At 72.2% G+C, this 23,148-nt stretch carries 20 protein-coding genes; 9 read left to right on the top strand and 11 right to left on the bottom strand.

Features of this window, described 5'->3' with window-relative positions; all coding sequences use genetic code 11:
- The 4 genes from VMR86_10685 to VMR86_10670 form a co-directional block, all read right to left on the bottom strand.
- A partial coding sequence (locus VMR86_10685; GenBank protein HTO07508.1) for a HAMP domain-containing methyl-accepting chemotaxis protein occupies positions 1-1,548 on the bottom strand: 1,548 nt, incomplete at its 3' end.
- A gap of 63 nt (positions 1,549-1,611) precedes the next feature.
- Positions 1,612-3,600, bottom strand: a complete 1,989-nt coding sequence (locus VMR86_10680) for a rhomboid family intramembrane serine protease (GenBank protein HTO07507.1) — start codon at positions 3,598-3,600, stop codon at positions 1,612-1,614.
- Positions 3,601-3,661: 61 nt separating this feature from the next.
- Positions 3,662-5,452, bottom strand: a complete 1,791-nt coding sequence (locus VMR86_10675; GenBank protein ID HTO07506.1) for a long-chain-acyl-CoA synthetase — start codon at positions 5,450-5,452, stop codon at positions 3,662-3,664.
- Between the two features lie 13 nt (positions 5,453-5,465).
- Positions 5,466-5,795, bottom strand: a complete 330-nt coding sequence (locus tag VMR86_10670; GenBank protein ID HTO07505.1) for a YhbY family RNA-binding protein — start codon at positions 5,793-5,795, stop codon at positions 5,466-5,468.
- 45 nt (positions 5,796-5,840) lie between these two features.
- On the opposite strand from VMR86_10670, the gene VMR86_10665 reads away from it, so the two are divergent.
- Positions 5,841-6,602 carry a glycosyltransferase family 2 protein gene (locus VMR86_10665; GenBank protein ID HTO07504.1) on the top strand — a complete coding sequence of 254 codons (762 nt, stop codon included), beginning with the start codon at positions 5,841-5,843 and terminating at the stop codon, positions 6,600-6,602.
- A gap of 1 nt (position 6,603) precedes the next feature.
- Complete coding sequence (locus tag VMR86_10660) at positions 6,604-8,445, top strand: tetratricopeptide repeat protein (GenBank protein ID HTO07503.1); 1,842 nt, start codon at positions 6,604-6,606, stop codon at positions 8,443-8,445.
- Here the strand turns inward: VMR86_10660 and VMR86_10655 are convergent.
- Entirely contained in the window at positions 8,426-9,304 is an 879-nt protein-coding gene (locus tag VMR86_10655; protein ID HTO07502.1) for a diadenylate cyclase, read from the bottom strand. The genes VMR86_10660 and VMR86_10655 overlap by 20 nt on opposite strands.
- 98 nt (positions 9,305-9,402) lie before the next feature.
- On the opposite strand from VMR86_10655, the gene VMR86_10650 reads away from it, so the two are divergent.
- Together VMR86_10650 and VMR86_10645 are read left to right on the top strand one after the other, a co-directional pair.
- Positions 9,403-10,257: a DUF455 family protein gene (locus VMR86_10650; GenBank protein ID HTO07501.1), complete on the top strand. Its 855-nt coding sequence runs from the start codon at positions 9,403-9,405 to the stop codon at positions 10,255-10,257.
- Between the two features lie 31 nt (positions 10,258-10,288).
- Positions 10,289-11,395, top strand: coding sequence for a hypothetical protein (locus tag VMR86_10645; GenBank protein ID HTO07500.1), 1,107 nt, complete (start codon positions 10,289-10,291; stop codon positions 11,393-11,395).
- A gap of 1 nt (position 11,396) precedes the next feature.
- Here the strand turns inward: VMR86_10645 and VMR86_10640 are convergent, their stop codons facing one another.
- Entirely contained in the window at positions 11,397-12,176 is a 780-nt protein-coding gene (locus tag VMR86_10640; GenBank protein ID HTO07499.1) for an SDR family oxidoreductase, read from the bottom strand.
- A gap of 8 nt (positions 12,177-12,184) precedes the next feature.
- Positions 12,185-12,877 carry an EthD domain-containing protein gene (locus VMR86_10635; GenBank protein HTO07498.1) on the bottom strand — a complete coding sequence of 231 codons (693 nt, stop codon included), beginning with the start codon at positions 12,875-12,877 and terminating at the stop codon, positions 12,185-12,187.
- Between the two features lie 81 nt (positions 12,878-12,958).
- On the opposite strand from VMR86_10635, the gene VMR86_10630 reads away from it, so the two are divergent.
- Positions 12,959-13,915 carry a Rieske 2Fe-2S domain-containing protein gene (locus VMR86_10630; GenBank protein HTO07497.1) on the top strand — a complete coding sequence of 319 codons (957 nt, stop codon included), beginning with the start codon at positions 12,959-12,961 and terminating at the stop codon, positions 13,913-13,915.
- Here VMR86_10630 and VMR86_10625 read toward each other — a convergent pair.
- A complete protein-coding gene (locus VMR86_10625; GenBank protein ID HTO07496.1) occupies positions 13,879-14,277 on the bottom strand; it encodes a c-type cytochrome in 399 nt (132 codons plus the stop codon). The genes VMR86_10630 and VMR86_10625 overlap by 37 nt on opposite strands.
- Before the next feature lie 129 nt (positions 14,278-14,406).
- On the opposite strand from VMR86_10625, the gene VMR86_10620 reads away from it, so the two are divergent.
- Positions 14,407-15,564: an acyl-CoA dehydrogenase family protein gene (locus tag VMR86_10620; protein ID HTO07495.1), complete on the top strand. Its 1,158-nt coding sequence runs from the start codon at positions 14,407-14,409 to the stop codon at positions 15,562-15,564.
- Positions 15,565-15,654: 90 nt separating this feature from the next.
- The gene (locus VMR86_10615) at positions 15,655-16,323 is read left to right on the top strand and encodes a peptidylprolyl isomerase (GenBank protein HTO07494.1); all 669 of its coding nucleotides are present in this window, start codon (positions 15,655-15,657) and stop codon (positions 16,321-16,323) included.
- On the opposite strand, the gene VMR86_10610 is transcribed toward VMR86_10615, so the two are convergent.
- Both VMR86_10610 and VMR86_10605 read right to left on the bottom strand, forming a co-directional pair.
- On the bottom strand, positions 16,295-16,855 hold the full coding sequence (locus tag VMR86_10610) for a hypothetical protein (protein ID HTO07493.1): 561 nt from the start codon (positions 16,853-16,855) through the stop codon (positions 16,295-16,297). The genes VMR86_10615 and VMR86_10610 overlap by 29 nt on opposite strands.
- The gene (locus tag VMR86_10605) at positions 16,852-17,760 is read right to left on the bottom strand and encodes an acyl-CoA desaturase (GenBank protein ID HTO07492.1); all 909 of its coding nucleotides are present in this window, start codon (positions 17,758-17,760) and stop codon (positions 16,852-16,854) included. Before VMR86_10605 ends, VMR86_10610 begins: the two co-directional genes overlap by 4 nt.
- A gap of 125 nt (positions 17,761-17,885) precedes the next feature.
- Between VMR86_10605 and VMR86_10600 the strand changes: the two genes are divergently transcribed.
- Positions 17,886-18,893: an LLM class flavin-dependent oxidoreductase gene (locus VMR86_10600; protein ID HTO07491.1), complete on the top strand. Its 1,008-nt coding sequence runs from the start codon at positions 17,886-17,888 to the stop codon at positions 18,891-18,893.
- A gap of 22 nt (positions 18,894-18,915) precedes the next feature.
- Here the strand turns inward: VMR86_10600 and VMR86_10595 are convergent, their stop codons facing one another.
- Complete coding sequence (locus VMR86_10595; protein HTO07490.1) at positions 18,916-19,761, bottom strand: outer membrane lipoprotein-sorting protein; 846 nt, start codon at positions 19,759-19,761, stop codon at positions 18,916-18,918.
- 99 nt (positions 19,762-19,860) lie between these two features.
- Here VMR86_10595 and VMR86_10590 point away from each other — a divergent pair, with 99 nt between their 5' ends.
- Entirely contained in the window at positions 19,861-23,139 is a 3,279-nt protein-coding gene (locus tag VMR86_10590) for a beta-galactosidase trimerization domain-containing protein (protein HTO07489.1), read from the top strand.
- The last annotated feature ends 9 nt before the right edge of the window (positions 23,140-23,148 follow it).

The following is a 23,148-nucleotide window of genomic DNA, read 5'->3' as shown; positions in this document are numbered from 1 at the left end:
GATCTCCTCGGTGCGCTCGACCGAGTCGGCCACGCTCGCGGCGATCTGGGCGCTGGTGCTGGTCTGCTGCTCGACCGCGATCACGATCGTGCGCGTGTTCTCGTGCATCTCGTCGATGATGCGGCCGATGGTCTCGATCGCGTCGACCGCGGAGCGGGTCGAGGACTGGATCGAGCGGATGCGCTCCTCGATCTCCTGGGTCGCCAGCGCAGTCTGCTTGGCGAGCTCCTTGACCTCGTTGGCCACGACCGCGAAGCCCTTGCCCGCCTCGCCGGCGCTCGCGGCCTCGATCGTGGCGTTCAGCGCCAGCAGGTTGGTCTGGTCGGCGATGTCGTTGATGACTCCGACCACGTTTCCGATCTCCTGCGCCGCCACGCCGAGCTTCTCGAACACCTTGTTGGTCTCGCGCGCCGTGTTCGCGGCCTTGCCCGCGATGTCGGCCGAGTGATTCGAGCTCTTCGCCACCTCGCCGAGCGACGCCGACAGCTCCTCGACCGCGGTCGACACCGAGCGGATCGAAGCGCTGATCGACTCGACCTGCTCGCGGGCGGTGTCCATGCTGTTCATGACCACCGCGGCGCCCTCGGCCAGCTCGATCGCGCTGCGGCTCGACTGACCCGCGGCGGCGGCGACCGCGCCCAGGTTCTCGCCCGCCGACTGGGTCGCGTCGTCGACCTGCACCGAGCTCACGCCCAGTGACTCGGCGCCCTTCTCGATCTGCTCCGCGGCGGGAGTCAGCTCTTCGACCGTCTGGGCCAGCACTTCGACCGAGCCCTTCACCTGGCCGACCAGCGTACGCAGGCCGTCGATCATGCCGCGCAGGGCGCGCGAGACACTGCCCAGCTCGTCGTCGCGCCGGATCTCGACCCGGCGGGTCAGGTCGCCGTCGGCGACCGCCAGCGCGAGCTCGGTCGTGGTCTCGACCACGTCGGCCACGATCTGGCGCGACAGGCGCGCCGAGGTCGCGAGGCCCGCGGCGAGCGCGGCGATCAGCGTGAGCGCGAGGATGATCGCGTTGCGACGCGTGTAGGCGGCGATCGCGTCGAGGTCGTCGGAGATCGCGGCGGCGCGCGCGGCGCGGAAGTCGTCGATCATGCGCGAGAGTCGCGCGGCGACGTGCCCGTCGCGCTCGACCTCGTCGCGCAGCCGGTCGGTGACGTGACCGCCCAGCATGGCGGTGCAGTGCGCGAGCGCGTCCGCCGTGTATCTGCGCACCGCGCCGCGCAGCTCTTCGACCTGCGCGCCCGGGGCCAGCGTGTCGAGCTTGACGATCTCGCCGTCGAGCTCGTCCGCCATGGAGCGCGCGTGCTCGAGCGCGGCGGAGTCGAAGCTGTTGCAGGCGCGGTCGGCGGTCGACTGGAAGGTGGTGAGGCGCGAGGCGGTGCGGCTGGCGGCGTCGAGCACGGGATAGTGGTTCTGGGCCAGCGAGCGCGTGTAAGTCCGCACCTCGAGGGCGCCGCGGAACGCCCAGACTGCCGAGCCGATGGGCAGCATGAGCACGGCTACGAAGCCGAGCAAGAGCCTTCCGCGAAGCGTGAGTCGCTGCACCGTTGCCCCCCTGTGTGCGAGCCCTCGACCGATCGGCGGGCGCGGACTTGGACTTGACGCTTGCTAGCCCGCGTGGAGCAGCACGTCGCGCTCGTAACACGACGGATCGGGAAACTCGCGGAAGGGCAGGCCACGCGCCGCGCCCGCGTCGGGCAGCGGCACGGCGCCGCTGCGCGCCAGGAGCTGGGCGAGCAGCGCGCGCAGCGCCTCGAGCGCGCTGCCGTCGCCGCCGATCAGCGCGCGCGCGCGGAACGAGTCACTCCGCAGGCGCAGCACCTCGAGCGCGCCGCCGCGGCAGTCGGCCCAGTTCAGCGCCAGGTCGATCACGACCACCGGCTTGGCGCCCAGGCCGGACACGAGCCCGACGCCCACGGCCTGGATGCGCTCCCAGGTGAGCAGCGATGGCTCGGCGCCGTCCACGCGCATGCGCACGCCGTCGGGATCGAGCTCGAGCGGCACGGCGAGAGTCACCTTCACGGCGCTGGGGCCGGTGTTCTCGGGCGGAGGCGTGTACACGACGGTGCGCTGGTTGTCGTCCAGGGCGAGCTCCACGCGCACCGGCTCGGGCGGCGGGGGGGGCTCTGCCGGTGGCGCGGTCTCGAGCTTGCGCTCGAACTCTTGCACGAGCTTCGCGAGCCGCTCGCGCTTCTCGTCGGCGAGCTCCGTGCTGGCCAGCGCCACGCGCGCGGCGGCCAGGGCCGACGCGGTGTCGAGCTCGGCGGCGAGCTCCGCGGCGCGTACCGCCTGACCGACCGACAATGGAGCGCGGCCGTCGGGAGTCACCACGCAGCGCAGCGCGGCGATCGCGGCCTCGCGCCGCGCCTGCACCACGAGCTCGGGCACGATGCGCAAGAGCACCGTCGTCTCGGCACGTGCCTCGGGCGCGGCGCGCACCAGCTCGTCCCAGACGCGCGCCGCGGGCGCGAGCGCACCGTGGCGCGCGTAGATCTCGAGCAGGCGCTTGGCCGCAGGCAGCCCCTGTGTCTCGCGGCCCGAGGCCTGGTGCGCGGACCACACCACGGCGAGAGCGCCGGCGTCGTCGGGGCGCTCGCGCAGCAGCTCCGTGGCGAGTGAGATGGCCTGGTCGTGGGAGCCGCGGTCCAGCGCGGCCTGGGCGCGCCGTGTGCGCGGGTCGAGCTGGGCGGCTGCCCGCGCCTCGGCGCGCCGCGCTGCCCGGCGCTCCTCGAGCCGAAGCGAGCGCGCGGCGGCGGCGAAGCCCGCACCGGCGGCCAACGAGGCGAGGCTCGGCACGAGTGACTCGCCCAGCGCGACCGCGTCGCCCGCGAGCGCGAAGTGGAAGAGCCCGCTGACTGCGACCCAGAGCGCGGGCGCGGCCCAGCCCGGCACGCCGACGCCGAGCCCGGCGATGCGCACCGTGTCGCGGCCGTTGCGCACGCCGCACGCGCCGGCCAGCGCCGCCGCGATGCCCGCGGCGCCGACCAGCGGTGCGCGCGCGCCGCCGCTCGAGACGAGATACGCCAGGGCCGCGGCGAGCACGCCCAGGAGGCACAGCGCCGCGAACCCGCCGCGCCCGAAGGCGCGCTCGAGCGCCGGGCCTGCCAGCCAAAGGAGCAGCAGCACGCCGAGCAGGTGCGCGCTGCCGGCGTGCAGGGTCCAGTAGGTCCCGAGCGCGAAGAGCTGCGGAGACGCCGGGACCCAGCCCAGGCGGCGGAAGGGGTGGTTCGGCCCGGGCGCGGCGTCGGTGCCGCGCAGCGCGAGCGCGGTCACCAGGTCGAGCTCGGCCTGTGACTCGGCACGGGCGGCCTCGGGCGCGGAGCCGGCCTCGGCCCGCGCGCGCGCCATGCGCTCGGCGTAAGAGTCGCCGTCGGGCCGGCGCTTCAGCTCGGCGAGCAGCTGCGGGTCGAGCGCGAGATACGGGTGGTTGAGCCACAGCTCGAACGCGCTGTCGAGCTCGACGGGCGTGGAGTCCCCGGTCAGTCCGACCCAGCCGCGCGCGCCCACGAAGCCGGCGAGCAGGAGCGCCGCCAGCGCGGCCGTGACCCAGGGCAGGCGCTCGCCGCGCGCGGCTTCGTCGCTCTTGGGCTCCAGCATCGGCTCACTCCGGTCGCCGCGCGAGCGCGGCCCACGGAGTATCGGCAGACGGGGAGCGGAGTTACACCCGGATCTCGCCGGCGCTGATGCGCGCGAAGGCGTCGGCGTCGAGCGGCGCGTAGGTGCGCGCGCCGTCGTCGCGCACGAACAGCGGATCGCTCACGCGGGCCGGGTCGTAGCCTTCCTGCTGCAAGTCGACCTTGCGCAGCTTGAACGTGCCGGTCACCTCCGCCTCGCGCTGCAGGCGCACGAACACCGGCACGGCGTAGGCGGGCAGGGCAGTCACCGCGTGCGCGTAGAAGGCGCGCGGGTCGAAGTCTTCCTTGCCCGAGACGATCAGGGCCGCCATGCCCGCGCGGCCGTCGGCGCCCGGCACCGCCACGCCGTACACGTTCACCATGTCGAGCCCCGGGAAGCTCGCCAGCGCCTCGGCGACCTCCTGCGTCGACACGTTCTCGCCCTTCCAGCGGAAGGTGTCTCCGATCCGGTCGACGAAGTAGAAGTAGCCCTGCGTGTCTTGCCGCAAGAGATCGCCGGTGCGGAAGAACGAGTCACCGGGGGCAAACGCGTTGCGCAGGATCTTGCGCTCGGTCGCCTCCGACGAGGTGTAGCCCTCGAAGCGGCCGCGCGTGCTGGTCTTGCTCTTGGGCAGCGCGCCGATCAGCTCGCCGACCTCGTCTGCGCCGCACTCGATCAGGTGACCCTGCGCGTCGCGCGGGTGCTCGTCGCGCTCCACGTCGTAGCGCACGAGCCGCGCATCCATGAGCAGCCGCGTGGGGATCCGGCCGACCGAGCCGCTCTTGTTGTCGAGGTTGAGCAGCGACACGTTGCCCTCGGTCGCGCCGTAGAACTCGACGATGCGCGGGATGCGGAAGCGGTCGCGGAATGACTCCCAGATGTCGGGCCGCAGGCCGTTGCCGATGCAGAACTCGAGCGCGTGCTGGCCATCGGCCGCGTCGTCGGGCTGGTTCAGGAGATAGCGGCAGAACTCGCCGATGTACTGGAACGAGGTCGCCTGGTAGCGGCGCACGTCGGGCCAGAACTCGCGCGCGCTGAAGCGCCGCCGCAGCGCCACCGCGCCGCCCGAGAGCAGCGCCGCGCCGACCGCCATGCAGCCGCCCGCCGTGTGGTACAGCGGCAGCGCGCAGTACATGGTCGACTCGGGCCCGAAGCCGGCCAGCCGCGCCGCGGTGCCGGCGGTCATGAATCGCAGGTGACTGAAGCGCGCCGCCTTGGGCAGCCCGGTGGTGCCCGAGGTGTAGATGTAGAACAGGTCGTCGCCGGCGCGTGACTCGTCGCGCGAGCCGGGCGGCAGGTTCGCCGACGGCCGCGTGGCCAGCTCGCTGCCGAGCTCGAGCGCGCCCGCGGGCAGCTTCGGCACCGGCGCCCCGGGCTCGGTGGCGACCCACAGCTGCCAGCGGCCCGTGTCGATTCCGTCGCACAGGCCGAGACACTCGGCGCCCACGATCCAGTGCTTCGCGTCGGCCGTGGCGAGCGCGTGCTCGAGCGCACGGCCGCTGAGATTGGTGTTGATGAGCGCGGTGGTGACTCCGGCCTTCGCGAGCCCCGCCCAGATCTCCAGGAACTCGGGCCGATTCTGCATGAGCAGCGCCACGCGGTGACCGCGCCCGAGCCCGTGCGCGCGCGCCCAGTGGGCCACGCGGTTGGCTTCGCGGTTCAGCTCGTCGTAGGTGACCTTGCGGTCTTCGAACAGGATGAAGGGCCGGCCCGCGCGCGCGATCGCCTGCTCCTCGATGACGTCGCCCAGCGTGCGCGGCGCGTCGGGGCGCAGGCGCGCGACCGGCAGACCGAACTTCGCGAAGCGCCAGAGCTGAGCGGCCCGTTCGAACATGCGCGGCAGACTATCACGCGTTGCGCGCGGCGCCCCGGGGCCGGTTGGGCACGCGGATCCTGCGCTTCTCGGGCTCGCGGTTCTGGCGGAACAGGATGCCCACGTGACCCACCACGCCCACCAGCTCGGCCCGCGTCCGCTCGGCCAGCTCGGCCAGCAGCGCGCGCTTGGTGTCCTTCCAGCCGAGGAAGCGGATCTTGATCAGCTCGTGCGCAGCGAGCTCCGCCTCGGTCTTCTGCACCACGGCATCCGACAGGCCCTCCTTGCCCACCATCACGGTCGGCCGCAGCGGGTGAGCCAGCGCGCGCAGGTGTCGCCGTTGGAAGCCTTCGAGCTCGTCCATGCATCTCCCGCGGGCGCGCCGCCGCGCAGAACGTATCATGCGCGCATGTATCGGGACCGCAAGGTCGTCGTGGTCATGCCCGCGTACAACGCGGCCAAGACACTGAAGCGCACTTACGACGAAGTGATGGCCCAGGGCATCGTCGACGAGCTGATCGTGGTCGACGACGCCAGCACCGACGAGACCGTGCAGATCGCCGCGAGTCTCCCGAACACGGTCGTGCGCGTGCACGAGCGCAACCGGGGCTACGGCGGCAACCAGAAGACCTGCTACCGCGCCGCGCTCGAGCTGGGCGCCGACGTGGTGGTCATGGTCCACCCCGACTATCAGTACACGCCGCGGCTGCTGCCGGCGATGGTCGCGCTGGTCGGCGGCGACGTGTACCCGTGCGTGCTGGGCTCGCGCGTCCTGGGTGGCGGTGCGCTGCGCGGCGGCATGCCGATCTGGAAGTACTTCGCCAACCGCGGACTCACGCTGGTCGAGAACTGGCTGCTCGGCTCGAAGCTCTCGGAGTTCCACACGGGCTACCGCGCGTTCAAGGCCAGCCTGTTGCGCGAGCTGCCGCTCGAGGCGAACTCGGACGACTTCGTGTTCGACAACCAGATGCTCGCGCAGATCCTCTGGGCCGGGCACGAGATCGCGGAGGTGACCTGCCCGACGGCCTACTTCGACGAGGCGTCGTCGATCAACTTCCAGCGCAGCGTGCGCTACGGCTTCGGGTGTCTGGGCACGGGACTCGAGTTCCGCCTCGCGCGCTGGGGGCTGCGCGCGTCGCCGCGCTTCCCAAGGATTCCGGAGCGCGGCTAGAGTGCCCGCGCGACCCCCAGTCCGGCGCGCGGCGATCGCCGCGGGGCTGTGTCTTCTGGTGGTCGCGGGCTACTCGGGCGTGACTCAGCTCGAGCTCTTGAACTACGACGACGACGAGTATTTCACCCTGAACCCGCTGGTGAACGGGGGACTCCGCGCCAGCGCGGTGCTCCAGGCCTTCACCACCTTCCACGCCGGCAACTGGCATCCGCTGACCTGGATCTCGCACATGGTCGACGTGTCGCTCTTCGGACTGACTCCCGAGGGCCCGCACGTGGTGAATGCGGCGATCCATGCGCTGAACGCCGTGCTCGCGTTCCTGGCGCTGGCGGAGCTCACCGGCACGACCTGGCGTGCGGCGCTGGCCGCCGCGCTGTTCGCGATCCACCCGTTGCGCGTGGAGTCGGTGGCCTGGATCGCCGAGCGGAAGGACGTGCTGTCCATGGGCTTCGCGCTGGCGGCGCTCTGGGTCTGGGCCGCTTGGGCGCGGGGCGGGCGGCGTGCGAGCTACTGGGGCACGGTGGCGCTGTGCGGAGCCTCGCTGCTCGCCAAGCCCACCGCGGTGACCTTCCCGTTCCTGCTGCTCCTGCTCGACTTCTGGCCGCTGCGCCGCTGGCACTCGGCGCGCGCGCTCGGGCCGCTCGCGCGCGAGAAGGCGCCATTCTTCGCGCTCGCCCTGGCTTCCAGCGTGGTCACGCTGTTCGCGCAACAGGCGCTGGTGCGGCGCCCGTCGCTCGCGCTGCGGCTGGAGAACGCGGACATCGCCTACGTGGACTATCTGCGGCGCTTCCTGGTCCCGGTGGACCTGGCCGCGATGTATCCCTTCCGGAGCGCGCCCGAGACGCGTGTCTGGGTCGCGTGCGCGCTCTTGTTGCTCGCAGTCACGGCTTTCGCGCTGGCACAGGCGCGCCGCCGGCCGTGGCTGATCGTGGGCTGGCTCTGGTTCGTGGGCACGCTCGTGCCCACGATCGGGATCGTGCGCGTGGGCGTGCAGGCCTCGGCCGACCGCTACACGTATCTGCCGTCGCTGGGTCTCTCGCTGGCGCTGGCCTTCGCGGCCGGGGAGGCGGTCGCACGCGCGCCGCGCGCGCGCGTCGCGGTCGGCGCAGTGGCAGCCGCGGTTCTGCTGAGCTTCGTGGCTCTCACCCGCGTGCAAGTCGCGACCTGGCACGACATGGTCTCGCTGTTCAGCCATGCGCTCGAAGTGACCCGCTCGAACTGGTACGCGCACACCGAGCTCGGGATCGCGCAGGCGGGGCAAGGCGAGTACGAGGCCGCGCGTGACTCGCTGGAGGCCGCGGTGCGCATCCAGCCCGCGTATCCGCGGGCGCTCGCGAACCTGGGCAGCGTACAGGCCGAGCTGGGAGAAACCGAGGCGGGCATCGCGAACCTCGAGCACGCGCTGGCGATCCAGCCCGACATCACCGGCGGGAGGCTCGGCCTCGCGGTCGCGTTCGAGCACGCGGAGCGGCTCGCGGAGGCCGAGGCCGCCTACCGCCGGGCCTTCGACGACCCGACCACCGCCAGCGAGGCCCGGCTGCGCCTGGCGCGGCTCTTGTCGGTCGCGCCCGATCCCGCGCTGCGCGATGGCGCGCAGGCCGTGGCGCTGTGCGAGGAGGTGTGCCGCGCCACGCCCTGTGACTCCCCCGAGGTGCTCGACATCCGCGCGATGGCGCTCATGGAGGCCGGCCGGCAGGACGAAGCGGTGGCGACCGCGCGCCAGGCCGCCGCGGCCGCGCGAGCGCGCGGCGACGCCCAGCTCGCGCTCAAGCTCGGCGCGCGCATCGTGAGCTACCAGTCGGGCCAGCCGCTCCGGCTGCGACTCAGTGGACGCGCACGCTGAGCCGCAGCAGCCACAGCCCGACCGCCAACGCCAGCGCCGCGACCTTCTCCCAGTGTCTCCCGCGCACCAGCTCGCCCAGGCGCGGGCGCGCACGGCCCAGCGCCCGGCGCTCGCGATAGAAGGCGCTCACGAGCTTGGCCAGCTCGTCCTCCGAGCCGATCTGGCGCAGCTCGCCGTCGCGCGCCGCCGAGACCGAGCCGCGCTCCTCGGAGACCACGAGACAGAGCGCGTCGGTGCGCTCCGAGAGACCCAGCGCTGCGCTGTGCCTCGTGCCCAGCCCGCGCAGCGCCGACGGGCCGCGCGTGAGCGGCAGGTGGCAGCCGAAGCGGCTCACGTCGCGGTCCTCGACCACCACGGCGCCGTCGTGACCCGGTGAGTGCGGATCGAACAGGCTCGCGAGCAGCGCGGTCGAGAGGCGCCCGCCGAGCTCGTGACCGCCCTGCAGGTGGCGCTCGAGCGGGTGCGTGCCGGCCACGACCACGAGCGCCCCGATGCGCGCGGCGGCCAGGTCGGCGAGCGCCCGCGCCAAGAGGTCCGGCGTGTCGAGCCGGGGCCGGCGCTCGCTGCGCGGCGCGAGCGCGAACGCCGCCAGCGCTTCGAAGCCGCGCCGCAGCTCCTCCTGGAAGATCACCACCAGCGCGAGCGCGAGCACCGCGAAGAAGCCCTGGAACAGCCAGGTCGTGAGCCCCAGCCCGAGCGCGCGCGCCGCGAGATACACCGTGCCCAAGAGCGAGAGACCCAGCGCCGCGAGCGCCGCGTGCGAGCGGCGCAGCCAGCTCATTCCCGCGTAGAGCAGGAGCGCCACGATCGCGATGTCGAGCGCATCTCCGGGACCGAAGCTGCGCAGCGCGGCGCCCATCGAACCTCCCGCCAGGTGAAACGAGAGCGGATGAAATGAAGCTCGAGGGGTAGGGCGACGTTACCGAATCGTGGGCGCGAGCTGTAGTCTCGACCCGAATGACTGCCCCGGCCCGTGAGCTGCGCAACCATTGCCTCGAGATCCTCCAGGCAGGGGACCTCGCGCGGAAGCTCGCGCCGCCGCTCGCGCCCGACGGCTCGGCGCTGCCCGACGCCACGCCCGGCGAGCCGCTGTACGTGCCCCGGCCGGCGCGCGCGCCCGAGCTCGAGATGCGCGGCGGCGCCGCCCGCCTGCCGCGCCCGGCCGAGCTCGGCGACCCGCGGGCCCGAGCGGCCTGTCTCCGGCGCTTCGCCCACCACGAGCTCATGGCCGTGGAGCTCTTCGCCTGGGCGCTGCTGCGCTGGCCCGACGCGCCCCCGGACCTGCGGCGCGGCTGGGCGGCCGCGCTCGCGGACGAGCAGAGACACTGCCGCATGTATCTCGAGCGCCTCTACGCGTACGGAGAAGGTCTCGCCGACGAGCCGCTCTCGGACTACTTCTGGAAGCACGCCCCGGCGATCCACGCCCACGCGCGCGGCCCGGCCGCCTTCCTGGCCGCCATGGGACTCACCTTGGAGCAGGCGAACCTCGACTTCACCGCGCTCTACGCCGAGGGCTTCCGGCGCGCGGGCGACGAGGCGAGCGCGGCCGTGTCGGAGGCCGTGCACCGCGACGAGTGCCGCCACGTGGCGCTCGCCGTACGCTGGCTCGCCCGGCTCGCGCCCGCGGGCGAGAGCGACGTGCAGGCCTACAGCGCGTCGGTGCCGTTTCCGCTCGAGGCGTCGCGCGCCAAGGGCCGGCGCTTCGATGCCGCAGCGCGGCGCGAGGCGGGACTCTCCGAGGCCATGATCGCCCACGTGCGCGACGCGCGCGCGACTCAAGAGAGCCGGCCGCGCAGGCAGAGCCGTCGGTAGGGGTGCCCGCGGTGCTCGTCGGAGCTGCATCATGAGTGACTCGCCGCTCTTGTTCGCCAACCTCGGAGCCGAGGAGGGCGACGGCTGGCGGCGCATGGCCGCGCACCCGCGCGTGCGCGCGGCCGCCTGGCTGTGGGCCGCGCTGTTCCCGGCCGACGCGCCGCGCGCCGATGGCCTGGCCGCGCGTGCCGAGCTCGCGAGTGCGCTCGAGCGCGATGCGCAGCGGGCGGCCCTGGAGACGTGTGAGTCGCCCGGTCTCGTGCCCTGGCTCTCCACGCCCGAGGCCGAGGCGGCGGCCCGGCACGCGCGCGTGCCCCTCGCGGCCGCGCCGCCCGGGGTGGTGGCGGCGGTGCACGACAAGGCCTTCGCGCTCGAGGTCGCGCGCGCCGCGGGCCTGCTGCCCGCCGAGATCGGCGAGACCGCGTTCGCGCTCGGGCCCGAGGAGCTCGGCGCCGCCGACACCGTCCGGTGTCGGATCGAGGCCGAGGTCGAACGCTGGCCCGCCGAGCTGCGCGAGGAGTTCGTGCTGAAGCCGCGCCTGGGCACGAGCGGCCGCGGGCGGCTCACCGGCCGCGACGGCCGGCTCGACCCCGAGTCGCTGCGCGGCAACCTGCCGCGCTTCCGCGAGCGCGCCGGCTGCGTGGTGGAGCCGTGGCTCGAGCGCACTGCGGACCTGTCGGCGCAGCTCTGGATCAACGGTCCCGGCGACCAACGGGTGCTCGGGACCCTGGGCCAGGTCCTGACTCCGGCGGGCGTGCCGCTGGGTCACTGCGGCGTGATCCGAGCCGACGGCTCGATCCACTCCGGCAGCCCCTGGGACGCCGAGCTGCGCGCCGCCGCGGCCGTGCTCGCGCGCGCCGCCGCCGCTCGGGGCTACACCGGACCGTGTGGCCTCGACGCCTTCACCTACCGGGCCGCAGACGGGCGCGAGCGCCTGCGTGCGGTGGTCGAGTGGAACGCGCGCTTCACGGCCGGGACGAGCGCCCTGGGTCTGCTCGCCCGGGCGCGCCGGGCCGGCTGGCTCGACGGGGCAGGGGCGTTCGCGCTGGGCGTCGCGCGGCCGGACTTCGCGGCGCGCCGGCTCGAGCTGTTCCCGGCCGACCCGGAGCTCGCGCTCTGGCTGGCCGCCCGGCCCTGACTCAGGCCATCACCTGGCCGCCGTTCACGTCGAGCGTCTGGCCGGTGACCGCGCGCGACAGGTCGCTGGCGAAGAACACCACCGCGCCCACGATCTCCTCCGAGCTGGGGATCTTCCCGAGCGCGATCTTGGACGCGACCTCGCGGTACACGGCCTCGGGAGTCACTCCGCGCGCGGCGGCCTGCGCCTTGAAGTAGCCTTCGAGCGTGGCGCCCCAGATGTAGCCCGGCAGCACCGAATTCACGCGGATCTTGTGCGGGCCGAGCTCGCGCGCCAGGCCCTGCGCCGCCGCCAGCAAGGCCCCTTTCGACGCCGCGTAGCTCGCCATGGTGGGCAGCACCTCGCGCACGATCATCGAGTTCACGAACACGATCGAGCCGCCGCCGCGCTTCTTGAGCCGCGGCACCGCCTCTTGAGTGAGTCGCAGCGAGCCGAGCAGGTTCACCTCGATGGGCGCGCGCCACAGCTCGAGGTCGGCCGACTCGAACAGCTGGTACGTGCCCGGGTGGTAGGCGTTGTTCACCAGCACGTCGACGCCGCCGAGCTCCTCCTCGGCCTGGCCGACCAGCCGGGCGCAGTCCGCCAGGTTCGTGATGTCGGTCGGCAGCGCGATCGCGCGCACGCCCAGCGCGCGCACCTCCTTCGCCACTGACTCCAGGTAGTCGGAGCTGCGCGCGCCCAACGCGAGCTGCGCGCCCTCGCGCGCGAAGGCCAGCGCGATGTCGCGCCCCAGGCCCGGGCCGATGCCCGAGACGACCGCGACCTTGTTCTCGAGCAGCATCGAGGCTCCTAGGAGAGGATGGTCTCGGTCGCGACCACCGAGACCACGCGCTCCAGATCGAGGAACGTGCGCACGTCGTCGAGCACGCGGCGGATGTTCACCGCGAGCTTCTCCTTGCCGCCGTAGAAGCGCGCGGGGTCGGTCAGGTCCTCGAGCTCGCGGAAGTGCTCCTCCACGATGCCCGCGTAGTTCGGCGCGCCGGGAGTGAGTGGCCGCGCCACCACGTTGCGCACGTAGCGCCACATGGGGTGGATCTCGAGCGACAGCGGCGTGTGCGAGCCGTGCCAGCGCTCGATGAACTCCTCGCGTGTGACTCGCGCCGGCTGCTCGAACACCGTGATCATCTTGTAGCCGGGGCTGCGCACGCCGTTGGGCCAGGTGCGGCGGTCGAAGTCGCGCGGCACGGACTCGGTCACCAGATAGCCCGCGCTGCGCGGCGCCGCGTCGCGCAGGATCGCCTCATAGGCCGGGCGGTCGTCGACGCAGGGCAGCCAGAACGAGACCAGGCCGTGGAACTCCGTGCCCGTCTCGCGGATCGGCACGCTGCCGCCGAGGTCGGCGTTGGCCCGCGCGAAGCTCGTGGCGACCGACTTCGCGCCGGCGTCGCACAGCTTCGGGCCGACGCCCTTCTCGAGCCGCTCCGCGAAGGCGGCCTCGCCCAGGGCCGGATCGCGCCACAACAGGTAGACCAGCTTCTCCATCGCGGCGCCATTCTGATTCTCGGCCGCACGAAAATGCAACGTGTTATAGTTTTGCCGGTCGCGCCCACGGGAGGTCCCTTCATGGCCCGGATCCCGCTTCCTCCGTACCCCAACGGCTGGTTCGCCGTCGCGCACTCCGACTCGCTCGCGCGCGGGCAGGTGAAGGCCGTGCACTACCTCGGCCGCGACCTGGTGATCTTCCGCGGCGAGGACGGCCGCGTGCGCGCGGCCGATGCCTACTGCCCGCACCTGGGCGCGCACCTGGGCAAGGGCGGCAAGGTCGAGGGCAACACTCTTCGGTGTCCGTTCCACGGCTGGCGCTTCGAGGGCGAGGGACGCTGCGTCGAGATCCCCTACGCCAAGCGCATCCCTGCGCAGGCGCGCCTCGAGACCTACCCGGCGATCGAGTGCAACGGCATGATCCTCGTCTGGCACCACCTCGAGGGCAAGGAGCCCGAGTGGCAGCCCGAGGTCGTGCCCGAGATCCTCGACCCGAACTACGAGCTCCACCGGACTCACGAGTGGACCATCCAGAGTCACCCGCAGGAGATCATGGAGAACGGGGTCGACTTCGCTCACTTCGCCACGCTGCACGGCTGGAAGTGCAAGGCGATTCACTGGGAGCCCGACGGCCCGTATTACCGGCTGAAGATCGACGTCGACACCGAGGCCGACGATCAGGCCAAGACGGCTTCGGTCACGACCGACGTCGACTCGTTCAACTCGGGGCCGGGCTTCCTGTACACGCGCTTCAAGGGCCAGATGGACGGCATCGCGGTGAACGCGCTCACGCCGGTCGGCCCCGAGCACCTGCACATCATGCACCGCTACTACGCGCACAAGCGCTGTGACCCGGCGATCGTGAAGGGCTTCTTCGAGTTCTACGTCAACGACTACAACCTCGACATTCCCATCTGGTCCAACAAGATCTACCGCGAACGGCCGCTGCTCGCGGAGCCCGAGAAGGACTTCGGCCGCTTCCGCCGCTGGTACCGGCAGTTCTACAGCGACCCGCCCGCCGAGCGCGTGCCGACCTGACGGATGTAAGTCAGGAGCTCTTCGAGCTCGCGCTCGCCCAGGTCCGGCTGCGCGGGCATGAGCGGCGACAGGCCGCGCGCCGCGCCGCCGCCCTGGATCGTGGCGCGGATCTGGTCGTCGGAGGTCGCGCGCTGCCAGCGCGCGTCGGTGAAGTCACGCGCCCGCGGCGCGAGTGACTGGCCCGCGGGCCCGTCGCCGCGGCCGGTCGCGCCGTGGCAGGTGCTGCAGCGCTCCGAGTAGACGCGCGGCGCCAGTGACTCGGCGGCGCGCGGCGCGAACCATTTGCGCACGTGGTAGCAGCCCGGGGCGGCGAGGAGCCCAAGGCTCCCGAGCACGAGCCAGCTTGCCGTTCGCCTGCGCATGCCTGGGTTTCGCAGGTCCCGGCCGCGGCGACGAGCGGCCCGGGCGCCAATTCGCGCAGGCTTTGCGCCAGGGGCACTGGCGGTCCGGCGCGCGAGTCAACAGAATGCGCTCGAGCGAGGAGGCCCCCCATGAAGCGCGACATCTTCAGCGACGAGCACGAGCTGTTCCGGGCGCAATTCAAGCGCTTCGCGGCCGCCGAGATCGAGCCCAAGATCGCGGGCTGGAACGAGAAGGGCATGAGCGACCGCGCCACCTGGAAGCGCATGGGCGAGGAGGGCTTCCTCGGCGCCAACGCGCCCGAGAAGTACGGCGGTGCGGGCGCCGACTTCCTGTACGACGCGATCGTCATGGAGGAGATCGCCTACCTGCGCGCCCACGGCCTGATGATGTCGCTGCACTCCGACATCTGCATGCCGTACCTGACCGAGTTCGGCAGCGAGTCACAGAAGGAGAAGTATCTGCCCGGCGCGATCTCGGGCGACGTGCTGCTCGGCATCGCCATGACCGAGCCCGGCACCGGCTCCGATCTCGCGAACGTGCAGACCACGGCGATCCGCGACGGCAATCACTACGTGCTGAACGGCTCGAAGACCTTCATCTCGAACGGCCAGATCGGCGACCTGTTCATCGTGGTCGCGAAGACCGACCCGAGCGCCGACCCGCCGCACCGCGGGATCAGCCTGCTCCTGGTCGAGGCCACGGCGCCCGGCTTCGTGCGCGGGCGCAAGCTCGACAAGCTCGGCCTGCGCGGGCAGGACACGAGCGAGCTGTTCTTCCAGGACTGCCGCGTGCCCGCCGACGCGCTGCTCGGCGGCGCCGAGGGCCGCGGCTTCAAGCAGCTCATGCAGAACCTGCAGCAGGAGCGGCTGTCGATCGCGGTGGCGTCGATGGCCTCGTGCCGGCGCGCGCTCGAGGACACGCTCGAGTACGTGAAGTCGCGCCGCGCCTTCGGCCAGCCGATCGCGGCCTTCCAGAACACCCAGTTCCGGCTGGCGGAGCTCGCGACCGAGGTCGAGGTCGGCCAGGCCTTCACCGACAAGCTGCTCGCCGCGCACGTGCGCAAGGAGTCGATCGTGACCGAGGTCTCGATGGCGAAGTGGTGGACCACCGACCTGCAGAAGCGGCTCACCGCCGAGTGTCTGCAGCTCCACGGCGGCTACGGCTTCATGCGTGAGTACCCGATCTCGACCGACTTCGCCGACGCAGCCGTGCAGTCGATCTACGCCGGTACGAACGAGATCATGAAGCGCATCATCGCCCGCAACCTCGGGCTGGACTGCGGCTGAGTCACTCCGCGCGCGGCCTCCCTGGCGCGCGCGCAATCTCGGGGCATCATTGCGCGCCATCCGGGCGCGTGGCCCGGTGGGGGAGGGACCATGACTCGGGCTTTCGGCGCGGTGCTCGCGGCTTTCCTGGCGTTTCAGAGCGCGGCGTTCGCCGCGGAGGAGAAGAAGATGGCGGACTCCGATGCGGCGATCGGCGCGATCGACGCCCAGATCGCGAAGAACAAGGTCGACAAGTCGAAGAGCGACTGGAAGTCGCACGTGCCCAAGCCCGAAGCGGTGAGCTTCGACGCCAAGAAGACCTACACCTGGGTCATGGAGACGAACAAGGGCACGATCGAGATCAAGCTGCGGCCCGACGTCGCGCCCATGCACGTGACCAGCACGATCTACCTGACCAAGCTCGGCTTCTACGACGGCGTGGTGTTCCACCGCGTGATCCCGGGCTTCATGGCGCAGGGCGGTGACCCGACCGGCACCGGCATGGGGGGCCCGGGCTACCAGTACAACGGCGAGTTCTCACCCAACGCCAAGCACGACAAGCCGGGCATCCTGTCCATGGCGAACGCCGGCCCGGGCACCGACGGCAGCCAGTTCTTCCTCACCTTCGTGCCGACCGACTATCTCAACGGCAAGCACACGGTGTTCGGCGAGGTCACCAAGGGTCAGGACGCGCTGAAGGCGCTCGAAGCCGCGGGCTCGCCCTCGGGCCGGACGAAGGAGAAGCTCGAGATCAAGAAGGCGACGATCCGGGTCCAGTGACTCGAGCGGCGGCGCGGGCGCGTCGCGCGCTGTAGAGCGCCAGAGCGCCCGCCGTCAGCACGCCGCAGAGCCGCAGTGAGAACACGCGCGCACGCTGCGCGGGGGTCGTCCAGCTGCGGTGCGCGCGTTCGGAGTCGTCGAGCGCGACGGCAAGCAGGGATCCCGCAGACCGGTTCGCCGGATCGAGCGCGATGAACGCGTGCTGCGGCAGGATCAGCGGCGTCTTCGGCTGATAGGGATCGTGGTCGACCAGGCTGACTTCGACGAGCAGCCCGCGATCCAGCGAAAAGCTCTCGATGCGATGGACCTCGTGCTTCGAGCCGTCGGGCAGAGTCACGCCCATACCCGGCGTGATCACTCCCCAGCCCTCCGCGTCCGCGACCCAAGGGCTCGACGACACCGAGATCAGACACAGCCCGTGGGGCAGGTCGCTTCCCGTCCACGTGCTACAGCCGTTGCGCGAACGGGCGCTCGCGACCAGGGCCGCCGCGACGGCGAGGAACAGGAACGTGCGGACGAGCCCCGCGCTCACGTCTCCGCGGCGGGCACCGCCTCTGCCATCTCGGGCGTCGGGTGCAGGAAGTTCTCGGGAACCTCCTTCAGGTCCCACACGATCCCGACGGCGGCCAGCGCGCGCAGCAGGTAGTAGGTCACGTCGACCTCCCACCAGAAGAAGCCGTTGCGCGCGGAGCTCATGAACCAGTGGTGGTTGTTGTGCCAGCCCTCACCCAAGGTGAGCAGCGCCAGGAACCAGTTGTTGCGGCTGTCGTCGCCGGTCTGGTAGCGCACGCTGCCCCAGCGGTGCGCGAGTGAGTTGATCGTGTAGGTCGTGTGCCAGAGGACGACCGTCGAGAACACGTAGCCCCAGAGCACGCCCGGGAAGCCGCCGATCAGCGTGCACAGGATGGCGAGCGCGATCGGCGGCACGAAGTGCCAGCGGTTCAGCCACACGAGCTCGGGGAAGCGCGCGAAGTCGCGGATGTTCTCGAGCTCGGTGCGCTCCCACTTCGTGTCGAGGATCCAGCCCTGGTGCGAGTACCAGAAGCCCTCGCGCGGCGAGTGCATGTCGCCCGGCTGGTCCGAGTAGCGGTGGTGGCGGCGGTGACCGCCGGCCCACCACAGCGGGCCCTTCTGCGTGGCGCTGGTGCCGATCAGCGCCAGGATGAACTGGAACGCGCGGCTCGTGCGGTAGGCGCGGTGCGCGAAGTAGCGGTGGTAGCCGCCGGTGATCGCGAGCAGGCGCACCCAGAAAGTGACTGCCGTGAGTGCCAGCACCCCCGCGCTGGGCGGGGTCACCACCACCAGCAGCGCGAGCGCGTGCAGGCCCCAGTAGATCAAGGTGGGCAGCAGCTGCTTGCGGGCGAGAACGCCGTCGGCGGGACGCCCGCGCCCCGGGTCTTCGAGGTTGGCGGGCAGCGAGTCGGCGGGAGCGCTCATTCGGGAGATTCCTCCGAAACCCAATCCGGGTCTCGACACAGGCTACGAACAGGATCGGCCGGAGGCCGCGCATCAGCGGTGAAAGTTCTGTCAAACTGCAGCCCCGGGAACGCGAGGAGGCGAACGTGGCCAGGCGCATCGGTATCGGCTTCGACTGGCAGGGGAATCTGGATCGGGAGAAGGCATTCGCGCGGGCCAAGCTCGCGGAAGATGCAGGGATTGATTCACTCTGGGCCGCAGAAGCCTGGGGACGGGACGCTTTCTCGTTGCTGACTCAGGTGGCGGAGCGAACGACCCGCATCCAGCTCGGCACGGGGATCGTCAACATCTACTCGCGGACGCCTGCGGCGTTGGCGCAACACTTCGCCACCCTGGACGAGCTGTCTGGCGGGCGCGTCATCATTGGCCTGGGCAACAGCGGCCCGAACGTGATCGAGCACTTCCACGGCGTGCCGTTCCAGCCCGCCCTGCGCCGCATGCGCGAGACGGTCGAGATCCTGCGGCTGTTCTTCAAGCACGAGCCGGTGAAATACTCGGGCCAGATCTTCAAGCTCGAGCGCGGCTTCACCCTGCGCTTCGACCCGGTGCGCAAAGAGGTGCCGATCTACCTGGCCACGCTGAACCCGAAGAGCGTGCAGATGACCGCGCAGATCGCCGACGGCTGGATGCCGGTCATGATTCCGATCGACCAGCTCGGCGCCGAAGTGACTCGCGTGAACCAGTGGGTGCGCGAGGCGGGCCGCGACCCGAAGAAGTTCACGGTGCGCGCGCCCGGGGGAGTCACCGTGGCGAATACGCCCGCGCAGCTCGAGCTCGCGCGCCGGCGCTCCGCCGGCACGCTCGCGTTCTACTGCGCGCGCATGGGCGAGTTCTACTACAAGCAGCTCTCGCGCCAGGGCTTCCAGGCCGAAGCCGACCGCGTGCGCGCTGCCTGGGCCGAAGGCGGGCCCGAGAAGGCCGCCGCCGCGGTCCCGCCCGCGATGATGAACCGGCTCGGCTTCTCCGGCCCGACCGAGGCCTGCGTCGAGAGGCTAGAGGAAGAGGAGGCCGCGGGCGCGACCCTGCACAGCGCCACGGTGCTCGAGGAAGACCCGAGGGAGGCGGCCAAGATCCTGGCCAAGCTCGTCGGCTGAAGCCGACGAGCGCTCGGTGCCTCTAGAATTCCGGGAAGCGCTGCTCCTTGAGATTCAGGTGACTGAAGAGCCGGTCGGGCAGGTCCGGCGTCTCGACCACGCGCTTCAGCACGATCTCGGTCTGGCCGCCGTCGGCCCAGCGGCGCGCGGTCCAGCGCATGGCCAGCCGGCGCCCGCCGATGTCCTGGTAGTCGGCGAGCGTCGTCGACAGCCGCCGCACCTCCTTGCTGCCGCGGAAGAAGCGCTGCATCAGGAGCAGCTTCTGCTCGGCGGCGAACACGAGCTCGAGCCGGTCGAAGCCGAGATACGAGGCGGGCGTGCGCGCGATCACCACGTGACACGGAACGGCATCGACGGTCTCGTCGGGCGCAGCCTCGTAGCTGAGCTCGCCGCGCACGGTCGGACGGTAGTCGCCGAGCGCGATCAGCTCGAACAGCGCCTGTCTCTCGATCTGTGAGGCGGCGAGCCGGCGCACCTTCAAGTCGGTGGCGTAGCCCGCGTACAGGAACAGGTCGTCCGACGCGCCGCGGTTCTGGTGCATGAGCATCGCCCACTTGTCGAACGAGGCCGGCTCGCGGATGTCGAACAGGAGCTCGGCCAGCCCGTCGCGCCAGCGCCGCGCGATCGTGAACAGCGCGCCGGCCGGCCCGCGCTTCACCTCGTAGGTGAGGAACGCGTCGAAGCGCTCGCTCTCGTCGAAGTACGACTCCGCGAGCGCGGCCGGGTCGAACTTCTCGGGCGGCAGCGGCAGCGCATCGGGCGCGATCGCGGCGGGCGGAGGCTCCTCGGCGCGCGCCGTGTGAGGGGCCGCGGCGGCGAAAACGCAGCCGAAGAGGGAGGCGCCGATGAGTCGCACGAACGGAGTCATGCTGCCCCTACGACTTCGCCAGCCCGGTACCCAAAATAGTCTACGCGTCGTCGGCTGGCACGGATTCCGGCGCGGCTCCTCTGCTAGGTTTGCGTGCGCATGCCTCTCCGTGCGGCGCTCGCCGCGAGCGCACTCGCCGCTGCCGCGACCCTTCCGCAGGGCGCGCCCGTCGAGCCGCGCGTGACCGACGCGGCGGCGGAGCTGCGCGGCTTCGTGCCCGCGCCGCCGGCCTGGAGCGGCGAGGTGGTGAACGCCGTGCTGGGCGAGGGCAGCCCGGGCCAGGTCGAGCGGCGCTCGGGCTTTCTCGCGGCACCGGAGCGCTGGGCGCTGGTCGACTACGTCGATCGCGCGTACAACTACGCGACTCACGGCTGGCTCGCGCGGCGCGGCACCGCGGCGGAGCACTACGGCTTCAACGAGTACCAGGAGACGCTGCATCTGCGGCCCGAGGCCGCGCTGGCGCTGTTCGGCGAGCGCGGCCTCGCGCGCGGGCCGATGGGCGAGCTGGTGATCGATCCGCTGCGCACCGAGACCGGGCGCTCGTACATCGCCGACCCGATCGAGCCGCGCTGGTCGGCGCTGCTCGCCTACGACATGGCCGCGAGCCCGCTCCTGGGCGACGCGATCTCGCAGGACAACCTGGGCGTCTCGACCTGGAGCATGGGGCCGAGCGCGCTCGGGAGTTACTCCGACGCCGCGGCGCGCGGCTTCGCCGCCTGGCGCGCGGCGCGCGGCGAGCCGCCGGTGGCCCCGATCCGGAGCTACCTGCGCGAGCACTTCACGCCTTCGATCGCGGCGCTCTCCCCCTATCTCCGGCCGGCGCCGGCCGACGCACGGCGCGCCTCTTCCGCGGCGCGCGCGCTGTGCGCCGATCCGGTGTTCGCGGACTTCCAGCTCTACCGCCAGGCGGCCAATCTGGCCGTCTGGAAGCGGCTCTACACCGATCTGCGTAGCATCGCCGCGCGCGCCGGCCGCGACTTCGACGCGCACGGCAACCTGAGCGGCTCCCTGCTCGGCCCCGATCCCTATCCGCTCTCGCTCGCGCCCCTGGTCGACCTGCCCTGGTTCGAGAGCTCGGGCCTGGCGGAGTACGACCAGTTCCAGCACGGCTGGTGGAACGCCAACGGCGCGCTGCGCATGGAGTTCGCGCTCGGCGCAGGCGCGCCGGACCGGCCGGCGCTCTTCCTGGCCAACCCGCAGAAGAAGACGGCGGACCTGATGCTGCACGAGCTCGGCGAGATCTCGGCGGGAGGCGGCGTGCCGCTGGCCAATCCGGACCTGCTCGCGCAGAGCGCGCCCGAGGCCCTGGCCGCGCTGGCGTCGCTGCTCGAGCTGCGCGACCGACACCGCGCGGTGTACCAGGCGCGCGGGCGTGTGCGGATCGCGGACGTGGCGCTCTTGTACTCGGTCGCGACGGCGCTGTTCGATCAGTGCGTGCCGAACGCCAGCAGCAGCGACTCACCGCCGCAGAACGACTTCGGCAGCGCCGCGCGCGCGCTCGAGGACGGCCATGTGCCCTACGACGTGGTCGTGCTGCGCCACCCCGATCTGGCGCCCGGCGCGCGCGAGCCCGACCTCTCGCGCTACAAGCTCGTGCTCGCGCCCTCGCTCGAGAGTCTGGCCGACGCCGACCTCGCGCGACTCACACGCTTCCTGAAGGGCGGCGGCACGCTGGCCGTGCTGGGCAAGCTCGGCGTGCGCGACGAGCGCAACCGCGCGCGGGGGGCCGACGCGCTCGCGGCGCTGCGCGCCGCGGGAAAGGTGAAGCTCCTGCTCGGCGGGGCGTCGTTCCCCGAGACCCGCAGCTCGCCCAACACGAAGGGCCGGGCGCTGGGCGCGCAGCTCGTCGCCGAGCTCGCGCCGCTCCTGCCCGGCGCGCGCGTGTCGGGTGACTTGCCGCAGACCACCTGGCTGAAGCTCTGGCACCACGCCGGGGGCTTCGCGTCGGCTCACTTCGTGAGCTACGCGCTCGACTACGCGACCGGCGCGGCCCGCCCCGCGCCGCCGGTCACGGTGCGCCTGCGCCTGCCCGGCGACGTGCGTCCGGAGCGCGCGCAGTGGCTGGTGCCCGGTGAGCCCGAGCGCGAGCTCTCGGTACGGCTCGCCGGTGGCGCCGCCGAAGTGAGTCTGCCCGCGCTGCGCGTGTACGGCGTGCTGGTGCTGGGGCCGGCGGGGGCCGAGGCGCGTGCCAGCGCGCTGGCGCGCGGTGACCAGCGGCTCGCGCGCGCGCGCCGGGCCGGCGCAGGCGCCTCCGATCTCGACGCGCGCCTCGGCCGCGTCGCGGCGCTGCGGCGCGGTGACCCGGCTGCCTACGACTCGGCCGCGGGCGCGCTCCTGCGCGCATTGTCCGACGAGCGCGAACGCGCGTATCTCGACGGCATCGCGCGCCTGGGCGACGCCGGTGACCCGGTCGCCCTGTTCGCGTTCGGCCAACGGGCCGACCTCGGACCCTGGCGCGCGGTCCGCGCCGACAGCGCCTACGAGCGCGCGCTCGGCTTCGGCTGGCTGCCGCGCGACGACGACTCCAGCGCGTCGCCCGAGGAGCGCGACTACGCGGGCGCGATCGGCCAGGATCCCGACGCACTCACGTCCGTGCCCATGGCCTCGCTCTACTGGCCTTATCTTCCTTCGGCGCTGCCCGCGCCCGTGTCGTCCGCCCTGGTGTCCGGACCCGCGCGCACGTTCCGCCTCGACCTGCCCGACGGCGACTACCGGGTGAATCTGGTGGCGGCGAACGGCGGCTGGCCGCGCATGAACCTCCTGGTGTCGGGCCTCGTGACTGCGAACGGCCGGCCGGTTCTGCTGGACACGCCGCTCGACCGCGGGGCTCTGCTGCGGCGCAGCTTCACGTCGCACGTCGCCGGCGGTGCGCTCGAGCTCCGGCTGGGCGGCCCGACGGGCTTCGGCATCGCGGCGCTCCAGGTCGAGAAAGCGAGTCACTCCGACCCGGAGCCACTCGCCGCGGGCGGCGTGCGCCGCTGGCAGCTCTCGCCCAGACACCCCAACCCCGACTGGCTCCCGCTCGACCGGCTCGAGCTGCCCGAGGCCGAGCCCGCCAGCGAAGCGCTCGCCGCGCCCGAGGGCATCCCGCTGGTCGACCTGGGCACGCTGGCGCAGGCCGAGATCGGCGACGTCGTGGTGGCGCGCGCGGAGATCCAGCGCGCCGGCCCGGGCAGCGCCGAGCTGCGCGTGGGCGCGAGCAGCGCGGCGCGCGTCTATCTCAACGGCGCGCTCGTGCTCGACCTCGCGAACGTGAAGGGCGTCGAGGCCGACGAGGGCAGGGCGCGCGTGGCGCTGCGCGCAGGCGCGAACCGGCTCGAAGTGCGGCTCGAGCGCTTCTGGGAGCGCCGCTGGCTCTTCTTCGCGAGCGTCCTCTAAGCTGCGCGC

The sequence above is a fragment of the Myxococcota bacterium genome (assembly GCA_035498015.1).
In the GTDB taxonomy this organism is placed as follows: domain Bacteria; phylum Myxococcota_A; class UBA9160; order SZUA-336; family SZUA-336; genus VGRW01.
Note: the sequence above shows the minus strand (reverse complement) of the source record. Positions and strands in the feature narration are given on the sequence as shown.

Coding starts and splice junctions, on each gene's coding strand:
- VMR86_10645 (HTO07500.1), top strand. CDS start 10,289: ATGAGTGACTCGCCGCTCTTGTTCGCCAACCTCGGAGCCGAGGAGGGC.
- VMR86_10650 (HTO07501.1), top strand. CDS start 9,403: ATGACTGCCCCGGCCCGTGAGCTGCGCAACCATTGCCTCGAGATCCTC.
- VMR86_10680 (HTO07507.1), bottom strand. CDS start 3,600: ATGCTGGAGCCCAAGAGCGACGAAGCCGCGCGCGGCGAGCGCCTGCCC.
- VMR86_10625 (HTO07496.1), bottom strand. CDS start 14,277: ATGCGCAGGCGAACGGCAAGCTGGCTCGTGCTCGGGAGCCTTGGGCTC.
- VMR86_10605 (HTO07492.1), bottom strand. CDS start 17,760: ATGAGCGCTCCCGCCGACTCGCTGCCCGCCAACCTCGAAGACCCGGGG.
- VMR86_10665 (HTO07504.1), top strand. CDS start 5,841: ATGTATCGGGACCGCAAGGTCGTCGTGGTCATGCCCGCGTACAACGCG.
- VMR86_10635 (HTO07498.1), bottom strand. CDS start 12,877: ATGGAGAAGCTGGTCTACCTGTTGTGGCGCGATCCGGCCCTGGGCGAG.
- VMR86_10640 (HTO07499.1), bottom strand. CDS start 12,176: ATGCTGCTCGAGAACAAGGTCGCGGTCGTCTCGGGCATCGGCCCGGGC.
- VMR86_10615 (HTO07494.1), top strand. CDS start 15,655: ATGACTCGGGCTTTCGGCGCGGTGCTCGCGGCTTTCCTGGCGTTTCAG.
- VMR86_10630 (HTO07497.1), top strand. CDS start 12,959: ATGGCCCGGATCCCGCTTCCTCCGTACCCCAACGGCTGGTTCGCCGTC.
- VMR86_10595 (HTO07490.1), bottom strand. CDS start 19,761: ATGACTCCGTTCGTGCGACTCATCGGCGCCTCCCTCTTCGGCTGCGTT.
- VMR86_10675 (HTO07506.1), bottom strand. CDS start 5,452: ATGTTCGAACGGGCCGCTCAGCTCTGGCGCTTCGCGAAGTTCGGTCTG.
- VMR86_10590 (HTO07489.1), top strand. CDS start 19,861: ATGCCTCTCCGTGCGGCGCTCGCCGCGAGCGCACTCGCCGCTGCCGCG.
- VMR86_10670 (HTO07505.1), bottom strand. CDS start 5,795: ATGGACGAGCTCGAAGGCTTCCAACGGCGACACCTGCGCGCGCTGGCT.
- VMR86_10655 (HTO07502.1), bottom strand. CDS start 9,304: ATGGGCGCCGCGCTGCGCAGCTTCGGTCCCGGAGATGCGCTCGACATC.
- VMR86_10620 (HTO07495.1), top strand. CDS start 14,407: ATGAAGCGCGACATCTTCAGCGACGAGCACGAGCTGTTCCGGGCGCAA.